This window comes from Sinobaca sp. H24 (assembly GCF_023845525.1).
In genome coordinates, this window is the sequence record NZ_JALBWT010000020.1 from 19,208 (window position 1) to 33,749 (window position 14,542).

Sequence of the window (14,542 nt, forward strand, 5' to 3'; positions counted from 1 at the left end):
GGGAAAAAACTCCCTTAGTTGTAGCAGGCGATCCAAAATTCAGAAGTGGCGTGATCTTAGCTGCCTGTCCATTAGCCAAAAAAGAGGGCGTTCAAACAGGAGAACCCTTGTGGCAGGCTCAACAAAAGTGTCCTGACCTCCTTATACGCAAGCCACGGATGCAAACATACATAGATATATCTCTAGGCATTTGCGCCATTATCGAAGAAACAGGGGCGTATTTGGAGCCTTATAGCATTGATGAATTTTTTCTGGATGTCACAGACTTACTCAAACGATCCAGTCGAACCCCTTTTGACCTGGCATCTATCTTAAAAAGCGCATCTATCGATCTACCGGGCTTCATGCCGGTTTGGGATTGGTGAAAATAAAGTAGCAGCCAAACTCGCCTGCGATAATTTTGCGAAAAAGAATAAAGAGGCTATTTTCACCTTACATCAGTCGAACATTGTCGAATGGTGGGAATTGCCTGTAGGCAAGATGTGGGGCATTGGCAGCCGTATGAGAAAACCTATCCAACATGGGAATACGAACCATCGGACAGTTAGCCCATCATCCATTAACGGACTTGAAAAAACGCTGGGGCATCAATGGCGAACTCATCTATCAGACCGCCCATTTAATAGATGCTTCTCCCGTTACGGAAGATTCCCATGAAGGACAAAAAGCGATTTCCCACGGGATGACCTTGCCTAAAAACCTGCATATCCTTTCTGATATGCTGATTCCTTTACGGGAACTCTGTGAAGAAGTCGCTCATGATGCACGGAAAAAGGGATACATGGGAAGTGTGGTATCCGTTGGTGTCAGTGGAACTGATTTTGATTTACCAATGGGCTTTCACCGTCAAAAGAAACTGAGCGAACCAACCAATGATGGGAAAGTGATCTTTGATGCCCTAAAAACAGTATATAGAGAGCATTGGACAGGCTACCCGATCCGTAGGCTGGGGGTAGGATTAACGCAACTAACAACCGATGCCTACCGTCAACTGAATTTATTTGAACCCATCAAAGATAATATCGCACAAAATAATGTAATGGATGCCATTAAAGAGAAATACGGGAAAGATGCGGTTATGTATGCTTCTTCTATCATGGATGCCGGACAGGTTCGACAACGGGCAAAAATAGGTGGACACTATAAGTAGAGAATTTGCGAACCATCCGAAAGCCCGGTAGACTGGTTACTACCAACACAGAAGGGAACACCATGATTGAGAACATTATAGCGATTGCAAACACGCTAATTGCTTCCGGCTCGTTAGTTGTGAGTTATCTGGTTTATCGTGAGACTAAGAAGCCCAATCAAGAATAGATATAGGCACAAAAAAGCAGCAGGGAGAGTTATCTTCCTGCTACTTTTTTGCTTTTATTTTATTCCCTTAATGATTCGACCATCCAATAAGCTCCTACTAAAATAACTCCCAGCAAAAGAAGCGTGGGAGTTACATCAAGAATACCGTTTATAATAAAATCCGTAAGACGATTGCTTAGACTTTCAAACATACTCAATATATACGCAAATCCAGGTAAAACTAAAGCTATAATTCCCACCGAAAACATTGTTTTCATCGACATATTTAATTCCTTTCTTTAGGCATCAAATACCCATTTGTGCTTGTTGGTTCTGTTTAAATGAAACTTCTAATTTCCTCACGTCGTTCCAATCTTTGTTCTCTGTTGGCCTTTGATCGTCTATCCTATCTTCACCAAACTGTTCTTTTAATTTTTCATGAAACGTCTTTCCTGCCTTATCATTATCTACAGCCGATATAATAGTATCAATTTTATGTCCCTGGAATGTGCATCCTTAATTGCCTGATTGACGCTGCCTATTTTTAACCCACCCATACTAAGCAGCTTTGTATCTTGAACGTTGTTTTTATGAACAGACCAATAGGACAACATATCTATTGGCGATTCAAAAACAGCCATCTTATTTGGATTTACCTATATCAATACTGAACCCACCAGTATCTTTAGAATTAGCTATCATTCCTTTGAAATAACCACCATTATCTAATTGTTTCGTACCTTGTCTGTCTGCACCGACTACTTCCCCTTCTTTATCTTTCCATTTAAAAACCACATTGTCTTTCTTATCTTGTACTATTAAGTCTTTCTTTTATGCACCAGTCAACCACTCTTGAATCGATTTTTCGTTCATTTACCAAGTAATCTTTAAGTTGATCTGTTTCTTTCACTTCAAAATATGAAGGATACTTAAACGGCTCTTTACTCATGTTCATTTGCCTGGATTTTGTCGGTACGTACTCGTGTTCATTCACACGCTGGACAGCTTCAGGGAATTTCAGATCATAATAGGTCATCGCAAAACTTATGGCTCCGTAACCGCCTTTCTGTTGGCTGTTCCAGAAGAATTTTTCCCCTTTCACTACAAAACTATCATGATCTTCTAATCGATAATATGGTTCTTCTCCTGCACCTTCCTGTTTGGCCGAAATACTATTCGCATCCATGAAATCAATAACCCGTACTTCTTTTGCATGATCGATTTCATCAGTCGTTACTCTAGCCATGTTTCACTTCTCCTTTCACTGACTCATACCAGCATTGAATTGTTTGGCTGCATTTCTTTTAAATGGATTGTCTGAAGTGCTTGGTTGATTAGTGGCACTTTTAGATTGTTGATTTTCTGCTTTATGGCGTACAGAAGATTCCATTTGTTGAATCGAGTCTGGAGAAGCAAAACCTTTCTCTACAGCTGCATTTTTACTTCACTATACTTATTTTCTGCTTCCATTCGTTCAATGAGCTTATCTTGCGTCAGTTCCCCTTTACTTGTGGATTCTGTTACCCGTTGTGCTGTTTCAAAATAGCCTTTAAGGTTCACCATTGCGTTTTGCGTGTTCATTTGTTCGGCATGAACATCTACTTTGGCCTGTGCTTCCGTTTTCACGTTGCTAATATCTTTAGGCGTGAGATAATTTTTTGAAGAGCAAATGATTCTATTTTTTGTAATTTATAAGACGTATCTTCCATTTTTTCTTCATTCGGATTATGAGCTAATTTTTCAAATTGATGGTCTGCATATACGCTTTCTAATGCAGGAATTAATGTCTCTTTATTATAGATAGAACGTAAATGCTCTTTCGTATCCGGTATGCCCTGCATAGAATGCGATAGGTGAGAGCTTAAATCGTGGTACTCTCCATCTCCTAAATCGATACGATCAAGAGCTATCGTACTTGCTGGATCATTCTGTTCCACATCTTCAGATTCTTTCTGTCCTGGAACGATAGCTCTCACTTTCGTTTTGTCATAAGAAGCGTGTCCATTTACCAGACTATCCAAGTTTTCACCAGCAAGCATTTTATCCATTTCTTCCCCATTCATTAACTTAGAATTCAACGGTTTCTCTGAAAATTCCACATAATATTGAATATCACTTTTCGAATCATCAATGAATTTTACATTGTCTGATGAAGCACTCCATGACTCTTCTATTGCATTAAACTTCTGAATTCTTTCAAGAGGAGTCCCTTCCTGGAACTCTTTATCTGCTAAAATATTCCGGCCATCTTGCGCTTTGAAAATAGCATCGAACGATTGTAAATCCATATCTTCAATCGATTGAATTCCATCACGAGTAGCAATTTCATATGCAGCAAAATCATTTTTTAATTCTTCTGTAGAAACTTTTGCATTCTCTTTCTCCCATTCAGGTGTCAGATCGTTTTCTAAATGCGTGATGAATGTATGAGAGGTATCTTTTACTTCTTCTAACAATCCGAATTTATCGTTAATATCTTTCTCACTGCTTGTATATGATTTAAGGTACTGTAAGCTGTAATCACTGGTATCCAAATTGAAATAGGAAGCAACGGTAAAAGCTGTCATTTCTGCTTGAAATTCTTTTTCTGGATGTGTTCTATCGTGTCCTTTTGAATCACCACTATGCAGATCAGCATGAGCCAATTCGTGAATCATTGTTTTTACATTTTGTAATTCTGAATTTCTTGGATTTTGGAATGCCACGGCCATCTTCCATGTATCCTTCTTCATTTAACTTGGTATATTCTATATAAGCTCCTTTCGCAGCTCCCAATTCATCCATCGGTTCATCTAACGTTTGTACACCCATGTTTTCCCCTAGCTTTTTCATGGACTGAAACATATGCGCATAATTTTCTACAGACCCTTCTAACCATTTGTTAGGAAAAATCTTCGGTAAATCTTCAGCCGTTGCATTCGTTTGGGAAACATCAAATACGCTGCCTTTTGTATAAGCCAGCCGTTCTTTCGTTTTAATTTCCCCACGCTTGATAGCTGCTTTTTCCTCATTAGTGGCCTGTTTTACGTTTACATGTACCGTACTTTCCCCATTCTTTCTCTCAAATGTTTTAAAAGGAGCAGGGACAAGGATGCTAATTCCCTTCTCCCCTTTTTGCACCTGAAAACCTTCTTTTTTCCAGAAGTTATAACTACCAACTGCTTCAGCACCATTAAACTGTTTTTGTATGAGAGTGGAATTACGAGTAGAGTATTTATGAAACTTCCCCATGAAATGTAAATACTCTTTCATATCTTCCGGTGTATTAAAGTATTTTTCTACTTGTTCATTTCGATCTGTTGCTAATTTATCTATTTCTTTTTTCTTATCGCTAAATGATTTTCGTTTATTTACAGCCATGCTATCCCTCCTTATTTAACATATCCATCGCTGTCTACTGCATCACTTTCAAGATCAGCTAACTCAGGTTGATGGTGTTCTGTCATATTTAATTCATCCTCGAATACAAGGCGATTGTTCTTTGTATCGATGAGAACATAAGGGACATCTTCTTCTAGTAAAAGAATCTGAATGACTTCTTCTTCTTCATTAGATAGTGTTATATGGTACTCCTTGTTGGCAGCAGAAACGATTACCTCCTTGTTACCAATCTCTTTAACAATGCCATGCTCAAATTGCAATTCACTCATTATTTTCACCTCCTTTTTTTGCTAACCAGTCATCACGTTTTGCTTTTGATTTTGAATATCTTCTGCTACTTTTTCTTTGGCTGTTTTTAAACCTGATGTTTCATGTTCATCTGTCGTTAATATACTTTGGAAGTTTTGATTAATCATGAAACCGTTCATAAGCTGCAAAACGATTTGAGTGTTTCGATCTGTGTTATTCACCCCTAAAAGGATACGAGACATTTCTTTTTTTACATTTGAAGAAATGGATTCGGACACCTGATTAATTAGCTCTTCTTGCAGATTATCTTTATCGCTTGCAGCTTCTCTATATTCTTTGTGTTCTTTAATGATTTCATTGATAGCACGATTCATATGAGTGGGTTGTATCCCATTCTTTTTACTATAATCATCTATATACGTTGCGGACTCTTCCGATATTCTTAATCGTTTCACTACATCACTCACCGTTGATTGCTCCTTTCAATATCACGCTGCAACTTCTCATGTGCAGCTAAATTTTTCCCTGTATTCATTTCTGAATGTACCGCCCTATCTAATCCGTATCGCATTTGCTTTATAGCAACATTCATTTTCGCTGTTTTAAATGTATTGCTTTTCCTTTCCCACTCTTTTGATTGCTTCATTTCGTTCCTTTGTTTATCATATGCTTTCATTTCTTGTAAAAAAGCATTTCCCATGCGCTTCTCTAAATCATTCAATTTATTCGCTTTATAATCTTTATACCGATCACTACCGCCAGCACCATACGCTCTTTTTAATTCATTTACTTCTTTGTCTAACTTCTTATCTAACGCTTTATATTTTTTTTATAGTGCTTATTTATATAATCTTTTGTGAGTTTATTTATATCCGGTTTGACATGATTAATGTTTTCATATCCGTAATTCCAATACCGTTTGTTTTCCGGTAACTGATTGTATATCTTTAAAAAATCTTTCTTAAATGTTCGATCAAACGTAGAAAATGTTTTCCGTTTCTTTTTGTTATTCACCATATCTTTTCTAATAATATCGTTTATCTTTTGATGCTCTTGTGACCGATCTTGTATCTTATTTACATACGTAGACTTCACCTTTTCCAGTGTCTTTTCTTTCCTCATTCCTCTTTGATCTTCAGGAGGAGCTAAGTCCACTGTCGCAATATGGATATGAATGTTATCCGTATTATGATGAATGGCAGCCGACCATACTATATTATTCCCCATGTTATTTTTATCTTGCATCCCTTTCATTGCTTCTCTCGTAATTTCTTTTAAACGGGGTTCATCTACCTCTTTGGTTTTAGAATTATAAACGCCATATTCTTCTAACCATTTATTATCAAAAGAGACGACATCCTGATAAAGAATACTCCCTCGATCCTGGCCGACTTTAAACGCTTCTTGTAACGTCTCTTTTTGTTCTTGATCTAATGAATCATGAGCCATTGTAAATAAGGAGGTAGCCTTTGTTTCGTTATCCATATAATCATTATATGAAGAGAAGTTATCTTTATTTTAGCTTCGTCTCGATCTAAATAAGTGACATAACTACCAAATCCTTTTGAACTGGACTGAATGAATTTTGAACTGATAATCACCGCTGCTTTTTTATCGGTTGATGATCCCAATATCAAACACCTTCTTCACTTAATTCTTCTAACAATTGATTATTCTTTTCCAGTTGTTCTTGAAGCAAACTAATCACTTCCGTATTCTTTTCAAGGGTTACTTTGTATTCCGTCTCTCGATCATTAAAATTATTTAGCATGATAAAATTCTCGATCATCTTTTTTCAAATATACTTGCCTGGACTCGTTATTTTTTTTCGCTTTTTCATCAAGGCTTTTCATGATGTGAGGGTCTATATCTCTTAGAATGATATTCAAGTGTTTACCTCCTTCTTTCAATATCGCTAAAATCAAGGCAAATAGGGTCTTTTAGAGAGAAGAGCATAAGGGAAAACCGATATCACCTACGGTTCTATATCAGGCAAAGCCTGATGTTTACGTGATATCACGTTTGTTTGAGTAATTGCATAGTTTGTGCATACTTTTTTGGTTCGATTGCACACTTTGTGCATACCCTGTAAGGAAGAAAACAGCCTGGTATGTCATACCGGACTGCTCTATAAATTTCACTGATTCATGTAACCTAATGAAGAATCTCGTTCTCTTTGTTTCAAGTTATTGATCCGTTCTTCTTCTGTTTTTATTTGTTCTTCCATCCGTTCACGTTCCGTATCAAGGTCATCTTTTTGTATGTCTAGTGCATTGATTTGATTATCTGTTTGCAATTCTTCTTCACTTGTTTGATACTGTTTTTCATTATTTAACTCTTCCATTTCTCCTTCAATTTCTTTTTTGCTTCTTCTATTTTCGCAATATCTTCCTTCATTTTTTCTATATCTTCTTCGCTTCTCTCTACTAATAATGAGGTGATATATTCCACATCTTCTTCATTGTCATCGACCATAATTTTTCCATTTTCTATTTCTCTGTGATCGATATAGAGAGTAGTTAAATGATTACTTTCTTCATCCACTTCTTCATCCACTTCTTCATTCGTTTCTTCATTAACTTCTGCATTTGTTTCAAAATCATTCTCTAATATATCTTCCTCTTCTGTTGTTATTTGCAAAGAAACCTGTAAAAAATCTTCATCAATATCACTAATTCTTAGAACAACATAATCTTCATATTCTAATATTTTCTCTACAGAAACTTCGCTTAAATCAGATCGTTGTCTGGCCGCATAATGAATATTATCTGCTTCATGGCGGTAATCCGTCATATCAAGTATAATTTCCATTTCATTTACTTCTTCGTCATATTTCCACTCAATAATTTCTAAATTTGTCCCTGAAGTAACTCTAATATCCTCCCCAACTGGAGAAGATATATACTTCTAATTCTTCTTGCATATAAAATCCTGATGTGAGAAAAAATACTAATCCTAAAAAACACTAACGGTTGCAATGATGTATTTTCTACTAAGGTTTCGTCTCAATTTAACTCTATCTTTATTAACCATATATACCTCCTTTTAAGACATATCTTGAAATTTGGTTGCTATCCAGTTATCATTTTTCTTTGCGAATGTTACTTTTACAAATGCTTGTGATTGTTCTTCCATATCCGTATTTAGGTATTCAATTTTATGGTCTACATCCATGACAATATCGATTTCTTCTCGATTTTCACTAATATTTTCGATATAGATAGATGAGTCTTCAATAGACGTTTGTACTTCATTTCCACCGTACATATCAGCAGAGAAGAAGCGATCAATAAGATCATCATTCATCACTTCATCTGCTTCCGCTTTACTCGTTTGATATGTTTCAGCATCTTGTTCAAAAACGGATGTTAAAAACCGATTGGCTTGACTCTCCAAGTTATCAAAACTTTCTTCTCTTGCTGTTAGTGTTTCAGTTTCTTCTAAATAGGAGAGTCTTTCATTTTGTTCTCTAAGCTCTTCCATTTCTTGCGCTTGTGCTTCACTTATACTTGCTTCTTCATCCTCATTGTTATTAAGAAAGAAGATAACACCGTTTCCTATTAATAGAAAAGTAAGAGCAATAATAGAAACATATTTAAACGCTTTGAACGTATCCAATAAGAAGTCTCCTTTCTCTATAATCTTTAACTCTGCGTTAAATGTGTTTGCCCAGTAGCCTTCTTCATGCTTTCAATGGCTACTCCTGTACTTGATTGTGAACCGATAAATTGACCGTCACCAATGTAAATTCCTACGTGGCCATCAAGTTTATACGTGTCAAAAAACACCATATCACCAGGTTCTGCATCCTCGTATGAAACCGTTTTCTCCTTGCACTTTAAGCGAGTCTGTATTAATCCGCTTAGTTCTCTAAGTCCACTCCAACTTGTTCAAATGCCCAATGTACAAATGCAGAACAATCAAAATTACCATCTTCTTGTTCGGCTCTCGTTCGACCTCCACCAAACGTATAATAAGAGTTATCAATCCATTCTGTACCGACTTCAGCGACTTCAGAATCAATATCTATATCACTGTTATTACCGCGAGGCTTCACGTAACTCATTACTGCATCCACATAACCTATATCTCCATAACAAGCACCAGTCTCTGCACTTTCTGGACGAATACATGAATAGTTTCCGGTGTGTTTTACTTTCTGATATTGTTGTTTGGAAAATTCAATAGCAAGGTCTTTTGAGTATTTTCCGTTATTGTTTGCATTGGCATAATCAATAAATCCTGAACCGAAGTTATAAGATTGTAAGGCCAGTTCTACATCATTGTTTGCTTCTTCAAGTACTTGTGCAAAGTATTCTGTACCTACATCTATACTCTCTTCTTTGTTATCAATAGTATTCACTGGAAGCCCTTGTGATTCACTTGCTTGCATGACATCTGGCAGCCTGCCACCGGATTCCTGCATGGTTTTTGCCATGAGTAAGTCAACATGTTCTGGTATTCCATGCAGCTCTGCGTACTCTTCAAATACTGGCCTTAACTCTTCCACTTCAGGTGATAAATTTTGTGTCCCATCGGATACAAAGTTGGAGTCCCGTTCTATTTCATCTTGACCACCATCACCAATCAAGGCTTGAAACATGCCGATAAAAAGGAGTATGGCTACTACTAGAATAAATAAGCTAAGACCAACGATTACTTTTGCTTTTAAAGTAGCAAAAAATATCCCTGCTTTTGCCACTCCTTTCACAAATCTTTGCATGAATTAAGCACCTCCACCAAAGAGATCAAGTTCTTCTTGTGATACATCCACACTCATTTTTTATATTCTTAACAGAAGAAATTGATAATACGACCTGACCTCTTCGTAAATAAGGAATTTGACTTAATTCTGATTCATTAAGCTGTCCCTGAAATATATCTTGAAGTCTGCCTAGTGATTCACTATCTTGTTCAGCAATAAATTTATACTGTGTAAGGCTAAAAAGTTTTTTTACTTCTTCCGCAGCACTTTGTGTTGAATTATCTGGTAACAAAATCGGTCACAACGTGACTGGCAAAGAATAAACCGCCAAAATTACGTCTTGCTTCTCTCATAAACCTTTGTAGATATTGAACCCCATGTTCACTACCTTTACGGGTATTAATAATGTGTTGAGCTTCATCGATTAGTATTAAATAACGTACAGCATCTTCAAACTTTAATTTGTGATTATTAAAGGCTCTAAATTGCGGTTGGCCGTTACTTAACATGCCATCCCATAGCATATTCATTACGTTAAATAGCTGTGCCTGAAAAATTTCTGGTTTCAATTCTGATAAATTACGCAAAGGAAACGATACAAATTGTTCATCTTCAAAATTATCTAAACTGGAATGTGTATTGAATAAATGAGCGTAAGACTGAACAACATTTTGTATATTCAATTCAATATTTTCTAAACGGTATCTCTTATTAACACTGATAGTTTTCATTTACTTTTTGCTGTTCTATATCGATATATAATTCTTCTTGGAGCATTTCAAGGAAATCAGAAAAAATAGGGTAATCTTCAGCAGGTAAGGTTGTAATATTATTTTCAGCTTCCTTTTCTTCTTTCCATAGCCCTTTCTTTACATACAATTTTCGAAGTAAGTTTTCGTATTCTTTAATCTCTTCATTTGTTACATCTGGATTTAAGAACGATAAAACACACTTAATTTAGATAAATGCTGTGTGAATGAAATTCTCTCTCTTGTTACCCCTTCACTATCAATAGCAGCTTTATATACTTGAAGAGGGTTGATTGATCCTTGTTGCCCGTCTAAAGCGACTACTTTTCCATCTAACGCATGAGCTAAGTTTTCAAATTCTCCCGTTACATCTAGTACACGTATCTTATGACCTTTTATGGCATTATCGAGAGCCAGTTTTTTTATTAAAGTTGATTTACCAGACCCCATTTTGCCAATCATTACACCGCAATACGATTTTCTTTTTTCATCACTATGAAATAAATCAAAGATCACATTCCCATTCGTATCTGTTGTGCCGTAGTGAGTGCCATATGGATCATCCAGAGACGTGTAATGGAAAGGGTATCCCCCAGCCAACGATAGAGCCGGAATTTCTAATCCTTTTCTTTTGTTGGCGTATTTTTTTTGAGAGTGAAATGATTTAAACATTCCATCCCATTCGTATTCTTGTTCGTTAAGAAAAATGCTTCCTCGAAAGTTCATCGATTCTAAATTATCATCACTTCTTTTGAAACCAATTCAATTTCATCTATTGTTTTGGCATAAACAAACAACCGCAAAATAATTCGTTTTAATACTTCCCCTTGCCTTACTTCGTTATAGACTTCTTTTAATTCTTCATAGCTTTCATTAGCATCGATCAGATCAGATGTATCTTTGGCTTGATTTCCTCTCGTTTTCGCTTCGGCCATACTTTTATTAATATTGGTAATCATTTCTTTTCGATCAGGAGTGGATATATCTAAACTTGCAACCACATTTGGCATATTCATGATTTGTTCTAACCAAAAGTCGGAAACTAAGGTCTGAAAATCATACACATGAATACACGCTTCATAGCCATCGCCCTTACGTATAAAGGCTTCATTAAATTTAATTCCACCTTGCGGCTGAATTTCGGAAAGAAGATAAGGATTATAACCAGTTTCCTTTTTAGAAGATTGAGTACCTATTTTGTTTAGAATGGTCTGTATCATTTATCTCTCTCCTTGCGTACTTTTATTCTTAGAATTGAAGTTATTTAACTTATAGAGAATGTTTATTTTCTTTTCATCTGATAATCGAATAATCGGACTCACTATACTCATTTGGGATTCCACATCATGAATACGAGACTGTAAAGTAAATTCATCTTCGGCATACAGAAACATATAAAACTCTCTGTTTGTCCGTTCCGTTTCAATAAATTGCAGCTCTCTTAGCTTCTGCTCTAAAAACTTTTGATATTGCCTTTTTGAAGTTTGGTTTAATTTTTTTTGAATAAATTGCTGTTGTTTTGAGGTATCCACCGGAAAATTGAGTGGAATAATTTTAATGTCGTGTTGATACCATTGAAGGAAAAAAGCGAACAAGCTAATTTTTTCTCTTTATCACTATTATTTAATGCGTATATATCCGTTGATGACACTTGAACGATTTCCATGAATCCATCATCATTGGAAAGTTCTAAAAATCCGTTTCCAGTAATATCAGTGATTGGAGTAATTTCAGCAAAGCTAGATTTCACAGATATTTTCTTTTCCTTATCTTCTTTTCTGCGAACGGCTTCTGATTCAACAAAAATGGAATTCCCTTTAGGTTGAACCTTTTTTAACAGACCTTTTTTATTTTTTTCATCGAATACTGCCACCTTGTTCCTCCTGTTCTTCTTCCTCTTCATCTACTACATAATCAATGGCTGTATACGTGTTTTTCCTTCTGCGAATAGCAAAATATACAGCTTCATAAATTCGCTTCTTCGGGTTAGTAGCTGGCCGGATAATCAGTAGGCCAGCCAGAATTAACATAAAGATGTAGAAATACATGAGAAGAGACGAGTGAATAACATTACTCATAACGAATGTGAATAATAAAAGCCCCATTAGAATGCCTAAATCCATCAGATACAAAGCTTTATTAATCTTTAATTCACTCGATACGTTTTGTGGAATACGATACATCGCCACAATTTCTCACTCCTTTATTTATTTCTAGGAATATTCTTTTTGAAATTCCTCCGAATTTCTTTTCGTTTTCCAATAGTAGAGGAATACATTTTATTTACACCTTCTTCTTTTGAAGTAGTACGTTGATTTCGTGATACTTGCTGCCTTGATGTTCTACCCAGGCCACCTTCACGAATAATTTCATTCTCTTCTTCAATGACATGACGTTCAGGAGCTGCATCGGCACTACCACCGGAAACTCTAGATGTAGTTTTTTCTCTGGAGATGGTTTGACCGCCCCCACTGGAGGAGACACTGCTAGAACTTCCGGTTGAGCTTCCACCACTTGAACCACTTGAGCCTGCACTAGAAGGGCTTGTATTAGACGAATCGCCTGTACTGGAGCTAGAACCACCACCAGACACACTTTGTTGAACGTTGGTTGTATTCCCTCTACTTTCTTGTCTTGTAGAAGTAGTAGCTCTTCTTTCTTGTTCCACGGTATTGCTTCCACCGTTTTCATGGATAACTTCATTTTGTTCTTCTACTATTTCTTTATTGGTAGACCCGTTAGAAGAACCACCTTGTCTTTGCGTGTTTTTTACTGTAGATGTTTTTGTTTCTCCATTATTAGTACTACCAGTTGCAGAAGAAACAGATGGAGATCCACCCGATGAACCCGTTAAAGGAGATACAGGTTGATTAGTAGGAGCTTCATTATTAGAAGAACCACCACCAGAAGTAGTTTGGCTTACGGAAGTCTGCTGGCCTTCATTTGACCTCTGACTACCTGCCACAGATCGTGTTTCTTGCTCTACATTATTAGAAGAGCTATCCCCGACTGTATCTGTTTGTTCTTCCACCATTTCTTTACCGACATTTCCATTTTGGCCTGTCATTTGTTGCGTATTTTGCTTAGTAGATGTTTTTGTTTTTCCACCAGAACCACTTGCAGCTGCACCACTTGCAGTTGTGCCACCTGCGGCTGCTCCACCTGCGATTGATCCACTTGTGGCTGCCCACTTGTTGTTGTTCCACTTGCGGCTGCTGGATTACCTGAAGAAGTTTGGTTATTTGATCCTCCAACTTGTTTTTGCTCACTTACACTTGCTGCTTCTCCAGGTTGTTCATTTTGACTAACTTGTTGATCTATTGATTCTTCAGGAACAGCATTTGTTCCACCATCATTGATTGACTCGTTACTTGAAGTAGTTTGACTTGCTCTACTTGCGGCTGTTCCACCTGCGATTGATCCACTTGCGGTTGCTCCACTCGCATTTTTTTTGCCTTGTTTAGTGCCTTGTGTTTCTTTTTGTTTCATTTCATCGTGCAAGGATGTAGGACGGTAATTTCCACTCTCTTCCTCTAAAGCATGGCCGCCATCTTTATCCATTTCTTCATGAATGGAAGTCGGAGACATACCCTGTGAAGGAGAATCATCCGTAGATTGACCGTTATTTGTTTGTTATTTGATGGAGTGGTTTTACCAGCACCTTTAGCATTTGCACTCTGACCACTAGTAGCAGCTCCACCTGCGGCTGTTCCACTTGCAGCGGCCACGTTGTCCATTTGATTTCCTTTGCTACCTTTTCATAGCGGCTGCATCTTTAGCTGCTAGATTTTGCTGAGATTGTGATTGTCCCTTTTCTTGATTTTGTGCTTTATTTGCTACATTCTCATTGTTTTCAAGATCTTTTGAACCTTCTCCCATTTGGCCTTGACCGTTTTCAGTATTTCCGCCTTTTTTGTTGGCAGCATCTGATACATTTTGATTAGCTATTTTGTTATTATCTTTGCCCCATCGTTTTTACCCATTGCTCCGTTAGCCATTGAAGCAGCACTTTTCGTTCCTTTTGATGCAAGTCCGTTGCACCTTTACCAATGGCATATGCGCCTGCTAGAGCTGCCATGCCACCCTTACCGCCTGCATCGATGCCAAACATTCTCTCTATAATATTTGGACCGTTCATTACTGCAACGGCCAGGCCGATCAT

At 37.0% G+C, this 14,542-nt stretch carries 24 protein-coding genes and 2 pseudogenes; 3 read left to right on the forward strand and 23 right to left on the reverse strand.

Features of this window, described 5'->3' with window-relative positions; all coding sequences use genetic code 11:
• Nucleotides 1-50 precede the first annotated feature (50 nt).
• Nucleotides 51-365 carry a Y-family DNA polymerase gene (locus tag MMY81_RS35615; protein ID WP_374562494.1) on the forward strand — a complete coding sequence of 105 codons (315 nt, stop codon included), beginning with the start codon at nucleotides 51-53 and terminating at the stop codon, nucleotides 363-365.
• Nucleotides 366-520: 155 nt separating this feature from the next.
• Nucleotides 521-1,150, forward strand: coding sequence for a DinB/UmuC family translesion DNA polymerase (locus MMY81_RS35620; RefSeq protein WP_374562496.1), 630 nt, complete (start codon nucleotides 521-523; stop codon nucleotides 1,148-1,150).
• Between the two features lie 452 nt (nucleotides 1,151-1,602).
• Here MMY81_RS35620 and MMY81_RS34395 read toward each other — a convergent pair whose 3' ends face one another.
• From MMY81_RS34395 to mobP2, 10 genes and pseudogenes are all read right to left on the reverse strand, one after another.
• Complete coding sequence (locus MMY81_RS34395; RefSeq protein ID WP_308215429.1) at nucleotides 1,603-1,788, reverse strand: toprim domain-containing protein; 186 nt, start codon at nucleotides 1,786-1,788, stop codon at nucleotides 1,603-1,605.
• Complete coding sequence (locus MMY81_RS34400) at nucleotides 1,764-1,937, reverse strand: toprim domain-containing protein (protein ID WP_308215427.1); 174 nt, start codon at nucleotides 1,935-1,937, stop codon at nucleotides 1,764-1,766. Before MMY81_RS34400 ends, MMY81_RS34395 begins: the two co-directional genes overlap by 25 nt.
• Before the next feature lies 1 nt (nucleotide 1,938).
• Nucleotides 1,939-2,091 (reverse strand): hypothetical protein, encoded by a 153-nt coding sequence (locus MMY81_RS21030; RefSeq protein ID WP_252314391.1) that lies wholly within the window; start codon nucleotides 2,089-2,091, stop codon nucleotides 1,939-1,941.
• 10 nt (nucleotides 2,092-2,101) lie between these two features.
• Nucleotides 2,102-2,542 (reverse strand): hypothetical protein, encoded by a 441-nt coding sequence (locus MMY81_RS21035; RefSeq protein ID WP_252314392.1) that lies wholly within the window; start codon nucleotides 2,540-2,542, stop codon nucleotides 2,102-2,104.
• Between the two features lie 179 nt (nucleotides 2,543-2,721).
• Complete coding sequence (locus MMY81_RS21040) at nucleotides 2,722-2,922, reverse strand: hypothetical protein (protein ID WP_252314393.1); 201 nt, start codon at nucleotides 2,920-2,922, stop codon at nucleotides 2,722-2,724.
• Nucleotides 2,919-4,007, reverse strand: coding sequence for an ImmA/IrrE family metallo-endopeptidase (locus MMY81_RS21045; protein WP_252314394.1), 1,089 nt, complete (start codon nucleotides 4,005-4,007; stop codon nucleotides 2,919-2,921). The genes MMY81_RS21040 and MMY81_RS21045 overlap by 4 nt, the downstream gene beginning before the upstream one ends.
• The gene (locus MMY81_RS21050; RefSeq protein ID WP_252314395.1) at nucleotides 3,928-4,656 is read right to left on the reverse strand and encodes an ArdC-like ssDNA-binding domain-containing protein; all 729 of its coding nucleotides are present in this window, start codon (nucleotides 4,654-4,656) and stop codon (nucleotides 3,928-3,930) included. The genes MMY81_RS21045 and MMY81_RS21050 overlap by 80 nt, the downstream gene beginning before the upstream one ends.
• An 11-nt stretch (nucleotides 4,657-4,667) precedes the next feature.
• Complete coding sequence (locus tag MMY81_RS21055) at nucleotides 4,668-4,946, reverse strand: hypothetical protein (RefSeq protein ID WP_252314396.1); 279 nt, start codon at nucleotides 4,944-4,946, stop codon at nucleotides 4,668-4,670.
• 21 nt (nucleotides 4,947-4,967) lie between these two features.
• The gene (locus tag MMY81_RS21060) at nucleotides 4,968-5,393 is read right to left on the reverse strand and encodes a hypothetical protein (protein ID WP_252314397.1); all 426 of its coding nucleotides are present in this window, start codon (nucleotides 5,391-5,393) and stop codon (nucleotides 4,968-4,970) included.
• Nucleotides 5,390-6,426: pseudogene (gene mobP2, locus MMY81_RS21065) on the reverse strand (MobP2 family relaxase); the annotation flags it as partial. The pseudogene mobP2 and the gene MMY81_RS21060, both read right to left, overlap by 4 nt.
• Before the next feature lie 78 nt (nucleotides 6,427-6,504).
• On the opposite strand from mobP2, the gene MMY81_RS33450 reads away from it, so the two are divergent.
• Nucleotides 6,505-6,630, forward strand: coding sequence for a hypothetical protein (locus tag MMY81_RS33450; protein WP_256497976.1), 126 nt, complete (start codon nucleotides 6,505-6,507; stop codon nucleotides 6,628-6,630).
• Nucleotides 6,631-6,686: 56 nt separating this feature from the next.
• On the opposite strand, the gene MMY81_RS33455 is transcribed toward MMY81_RS33450, so the two are convergent.
• From MMY81_RS33455 to MMY81_RS21130, 13 genes and pseudogenes are all read right to left on the reverse strand, one after another.
• On the reverse strand, nucleotides 6,687-6,815 hold the full coding sequence (locus MMY81_RS33455) for a hypothetical protein (protein ID WP_256497977.1): 129 nt from the start codon (nucleotides 6,813-6,815) through the stop codon (nucleotides 6,687-6,689).
• A 248-nt stretch (nucleotides 6,816-7,063) separates the two neighbouring features.
• Complete coding sequence (locus MMY81_RS21070; protein ID WP_252314398.1) at nucleotides 7,064-7,270, reverse strand: hypothetical protein; 207 nt, start codon at nucleotides 7,268-7,270, stop codon at nucleotides 7,064-7,066.
• Nucleotides 7,258-7,737: a hypothetical protein gene (locus MMY81_RS21075; protein WP_252314399.1), complete on the reverse strand. Its 480-nt coding sequence runs from the start codon at nucleotides 7,735-7,737 to the stop codon at nucleotides 7,258-7,260. The genes MMY81_RS21070 and MMY81_RS21075 overlap by 13 nt, the downstream gene beginning before the upstream one ends.
• 234 nt (nucleotides 7,738-7,971) lie before the next feature.
• On the reverse strand, nucleotides 7,972-8,544 hold the full coding sequence (locus tag MMY81_RS21080; protein WP_252314400.1) for a hypothetical protein: 573 nt from the start codon (nucleotides 8,542-8,544) through the stop codon (nucleotides 7,972-7,974).
• 26 nt (nucleotides 8,545-8,570) lie between these two features.
• Nucleotides 8,571-8,717: an NlpC/P60 family protein gene (locus MMY81_RS21085; RefSeq protein WP_252314401.1), complete on the reverse strand. Its 147-nt coding sequence runs from the start codon at nucleotides 8,715-8,717 to the stop codon at nucleotides 8,571-8,573.
• 71 nt (nucleotides 8,718-8,788) lie between these two features.
• Nucleotides 8,789-9,649, reverse strand: coding sequence for a lysozyme family protein (locus MMY81_RS21090; protein ID WP_252314402.1), 861 nt, complete (start codon nucleotides 9,647-9,649; stop codon nucleotides 8,789-8,791).
• A 3-nt stretch (nucleotides 9,650-9,652) separates the two neighbouring features.
• A pseudogene (locus MMY81_RS34410) lies at nucleotides 9,653-11,600 on the reverse strand (VirB4 family type IV secretion system protein).
• Nucleotides 11,601-11,869: 269 nt separating this feature from the next.
• On the reverse strand, nucleotides 11,870-12,253 hold the full coding sequence (locus tag MMY81_RS21110; protein WP_252314406.1) for a hypothetical protein: 384 nt from the start codon (nucleotides 12,251-12,253) through the stop codon (nucleotides 11,870-11,872).
• Entirely contained in the window at nucleotides 12,237-12,563 is a 327-nt protein-coding gene (locus tag MMY81_RS21115) for a DUF5592 family protein (protein WP_252314470.1), read from the reverse strand. The genes MMY81_RS21110 and MMY81_RS21115 overlap by 17 nt, the downstream gene beginning before the upstream one ends.
• Before the next feature lie 20 nt (nucleotides 12,564-12,583).
• Nucleotides 12,584-13,447 carry a hypothetical protein gene (locus MMY81_RS21120; protein ID WP_252314407.1) on the reverse strand — a complete coding sequence of 288 codons (864 nt, stop codon included), beginning with the start codon at nucleotides 13,445-13,447 and terminating at the stop codon, nucleotides 12,584-12,586.
• Nucleotides 13,444-13,941 (reverse strand): hypothetical protein, encoded by a 498-nt coding sequence (locus MMY81_RS21125; RefSeq protein WP_252314408.1) that lies wholly within the window; start codon nucleotides 13,939-13,941, stop codon nucleotides 13,444-13,446. The genes MMY81_RS21120 and MMY81_RS21125 overlap by 4 nt, the downstream gene beginning before the upstream one ends.
• Nucleotides 13,942-14,130: 189 nt before the next feature.
• Nucleotides 14,131-14,259, reverse strand: a complete 129-nt coding sequence (locus MMY81_RS33460; protein WP_256497979.1) for a hypothetical protein — start codon at nucleotides 14,257-14,259, stop codon at nucleotides 14,131-14,133.
• Between the two features lie 76 nt (nucleotides 14,260-14,335).
• On the reverse strand, nucleotides 14,336-14,518 hold the full coding sequence (locus tag MMY81_RS21130; RefSeq protein ID WP_252314409.1) for a DUF8208 domain-containing protein: 183 nt from the start codon (nucleotides 14,516-14,518) through the stop codon (nucleotides 14,336-14,338).
• Between the last annotated feature and the right edge of the window lie 24 nt (nucleotides 14,519-14,542).

What these genes read in the sequence shown, in the direction of transcription:
- MMY81_RS21085 (WP_252314401.1), bottom strand. Translation starts at nt 8,717, where the DNA reads ATGGTGTTTTTTGACACGTATAAACTTGATGGCCACGTAGGAATTTAC.
- MMY81_RS21130 (WP_252314409.1), bottom strand. Translation starts at nt 14,518, where the DNA reads ATGAACGGTCCAAATATTATAGAGAGAATGTTTGGCATCGATGCAGGC.
- MMY81_RS21115 (WP_252314470.1), bottom strand. Translation starts at nt 12,563, where the DNA reads ATGTATCGTATTCCACAAAACGTATCGAGTGAATTAAAGATTAATAAA.
- MMY81_RS21055 (WP_252314396.1), bottom strand. Translation starts at nt 4,946, where the DNA reads ATGAGTGAATTGCAATTTGAGCATGGCATTGTTAAAGAGATTGGTAAC.
- MMY81_RS21045 (WP_252314394.1), bottom strand. Translation starts at nt 4,007, where the DNA reads ATGGCCGTGGCATTCCAAAATCCAAGAAATTCAGAATTACAAAATGTA.
- MMY81_RS21125 (WP_252314408.1), bottom strand. Translation starts at nt 13,941, where the DNA reads ATGGATAAAGATGGCGGCCATGCTTTAGAGGAAGAGAGTGGAAATTAC.
- MMY81_RS34400 (WP_308215427.1), bottom strand. Translation starts at nt 1,937, where the DNA reads ATGGCTGTTTTTGAATCGCCAATAGATATGTTGTCCTATTGGTCTGTT.
- MMY81_RS21090 (WP_252314402.1), bottom strand. Translation starts at nt 9,649, where the DNA reads ATGCAAAGATTTGTGAAAGGAGTGGCAAAAGCAGGGATATTTTTTGCT.
- MMY81_RS21035 (WP_252314392.1), bottom strand. Translation starts at nt 2,542, where the DNA reads ATGGCTAGAGTAACGACTGATGAAATCGATCATGCAAAAGAAGTACGG.
- MMY81_RS21075 (WP_252314399.1), bottom strand. Translation starts at nt 7,737, where the DNA reads ATGGAAATTATACTTGATATGACGGATTACCGCCATGAAGCAGATAAT.
- MMY81_RS21050 (WP_252314395.1), bottom strand. Translation starts at nt 4,656, where the DNA reads ATGGCTGTAAATAAACGAAAATCATTTAGCGATAAGAAAAAAGAAATA.
- MMY81_RS33450 (WP_256497976.1), top strand. Translation starts at nt 6,505, where the DNA reads ATGAATTTTGAACTGATAATCACCGCTGCTTTTTTATCGGTTGATGAT.
- MMY81_RS33460 (WP_256497979.1), bottom strand. Translation starts at nt 14,259, where the DNA reads ATGGGAGAAGGTTCAAAAGATCTTGAAAACAATGAGAATGTAGCAAAT.
- MMY81_RS21070 (WP_252314398.1), bottom strand. Translation starts at nt 7,270, where the DNA reads ATGGAAGAGTTAAATAATGAAAAACAGTATCAAACAAGTGAAGAAGAA.
- MMY81_RS35620 (WP_374562496.1), top strand. Translation starts at nt 521, where the DNA reads ATGGGAATACGAACCATCGGACAGTTAGCCCATCATCCATTAACGGAC.
- MMY81_RS21120 (WP_252314407.1), bottom strand. Translation starts at nt 13,447, where the DNA reads ATGACAGGCCAAAATGGAAATGTCGGTAAAGAAATGGTGGAAGAACAA.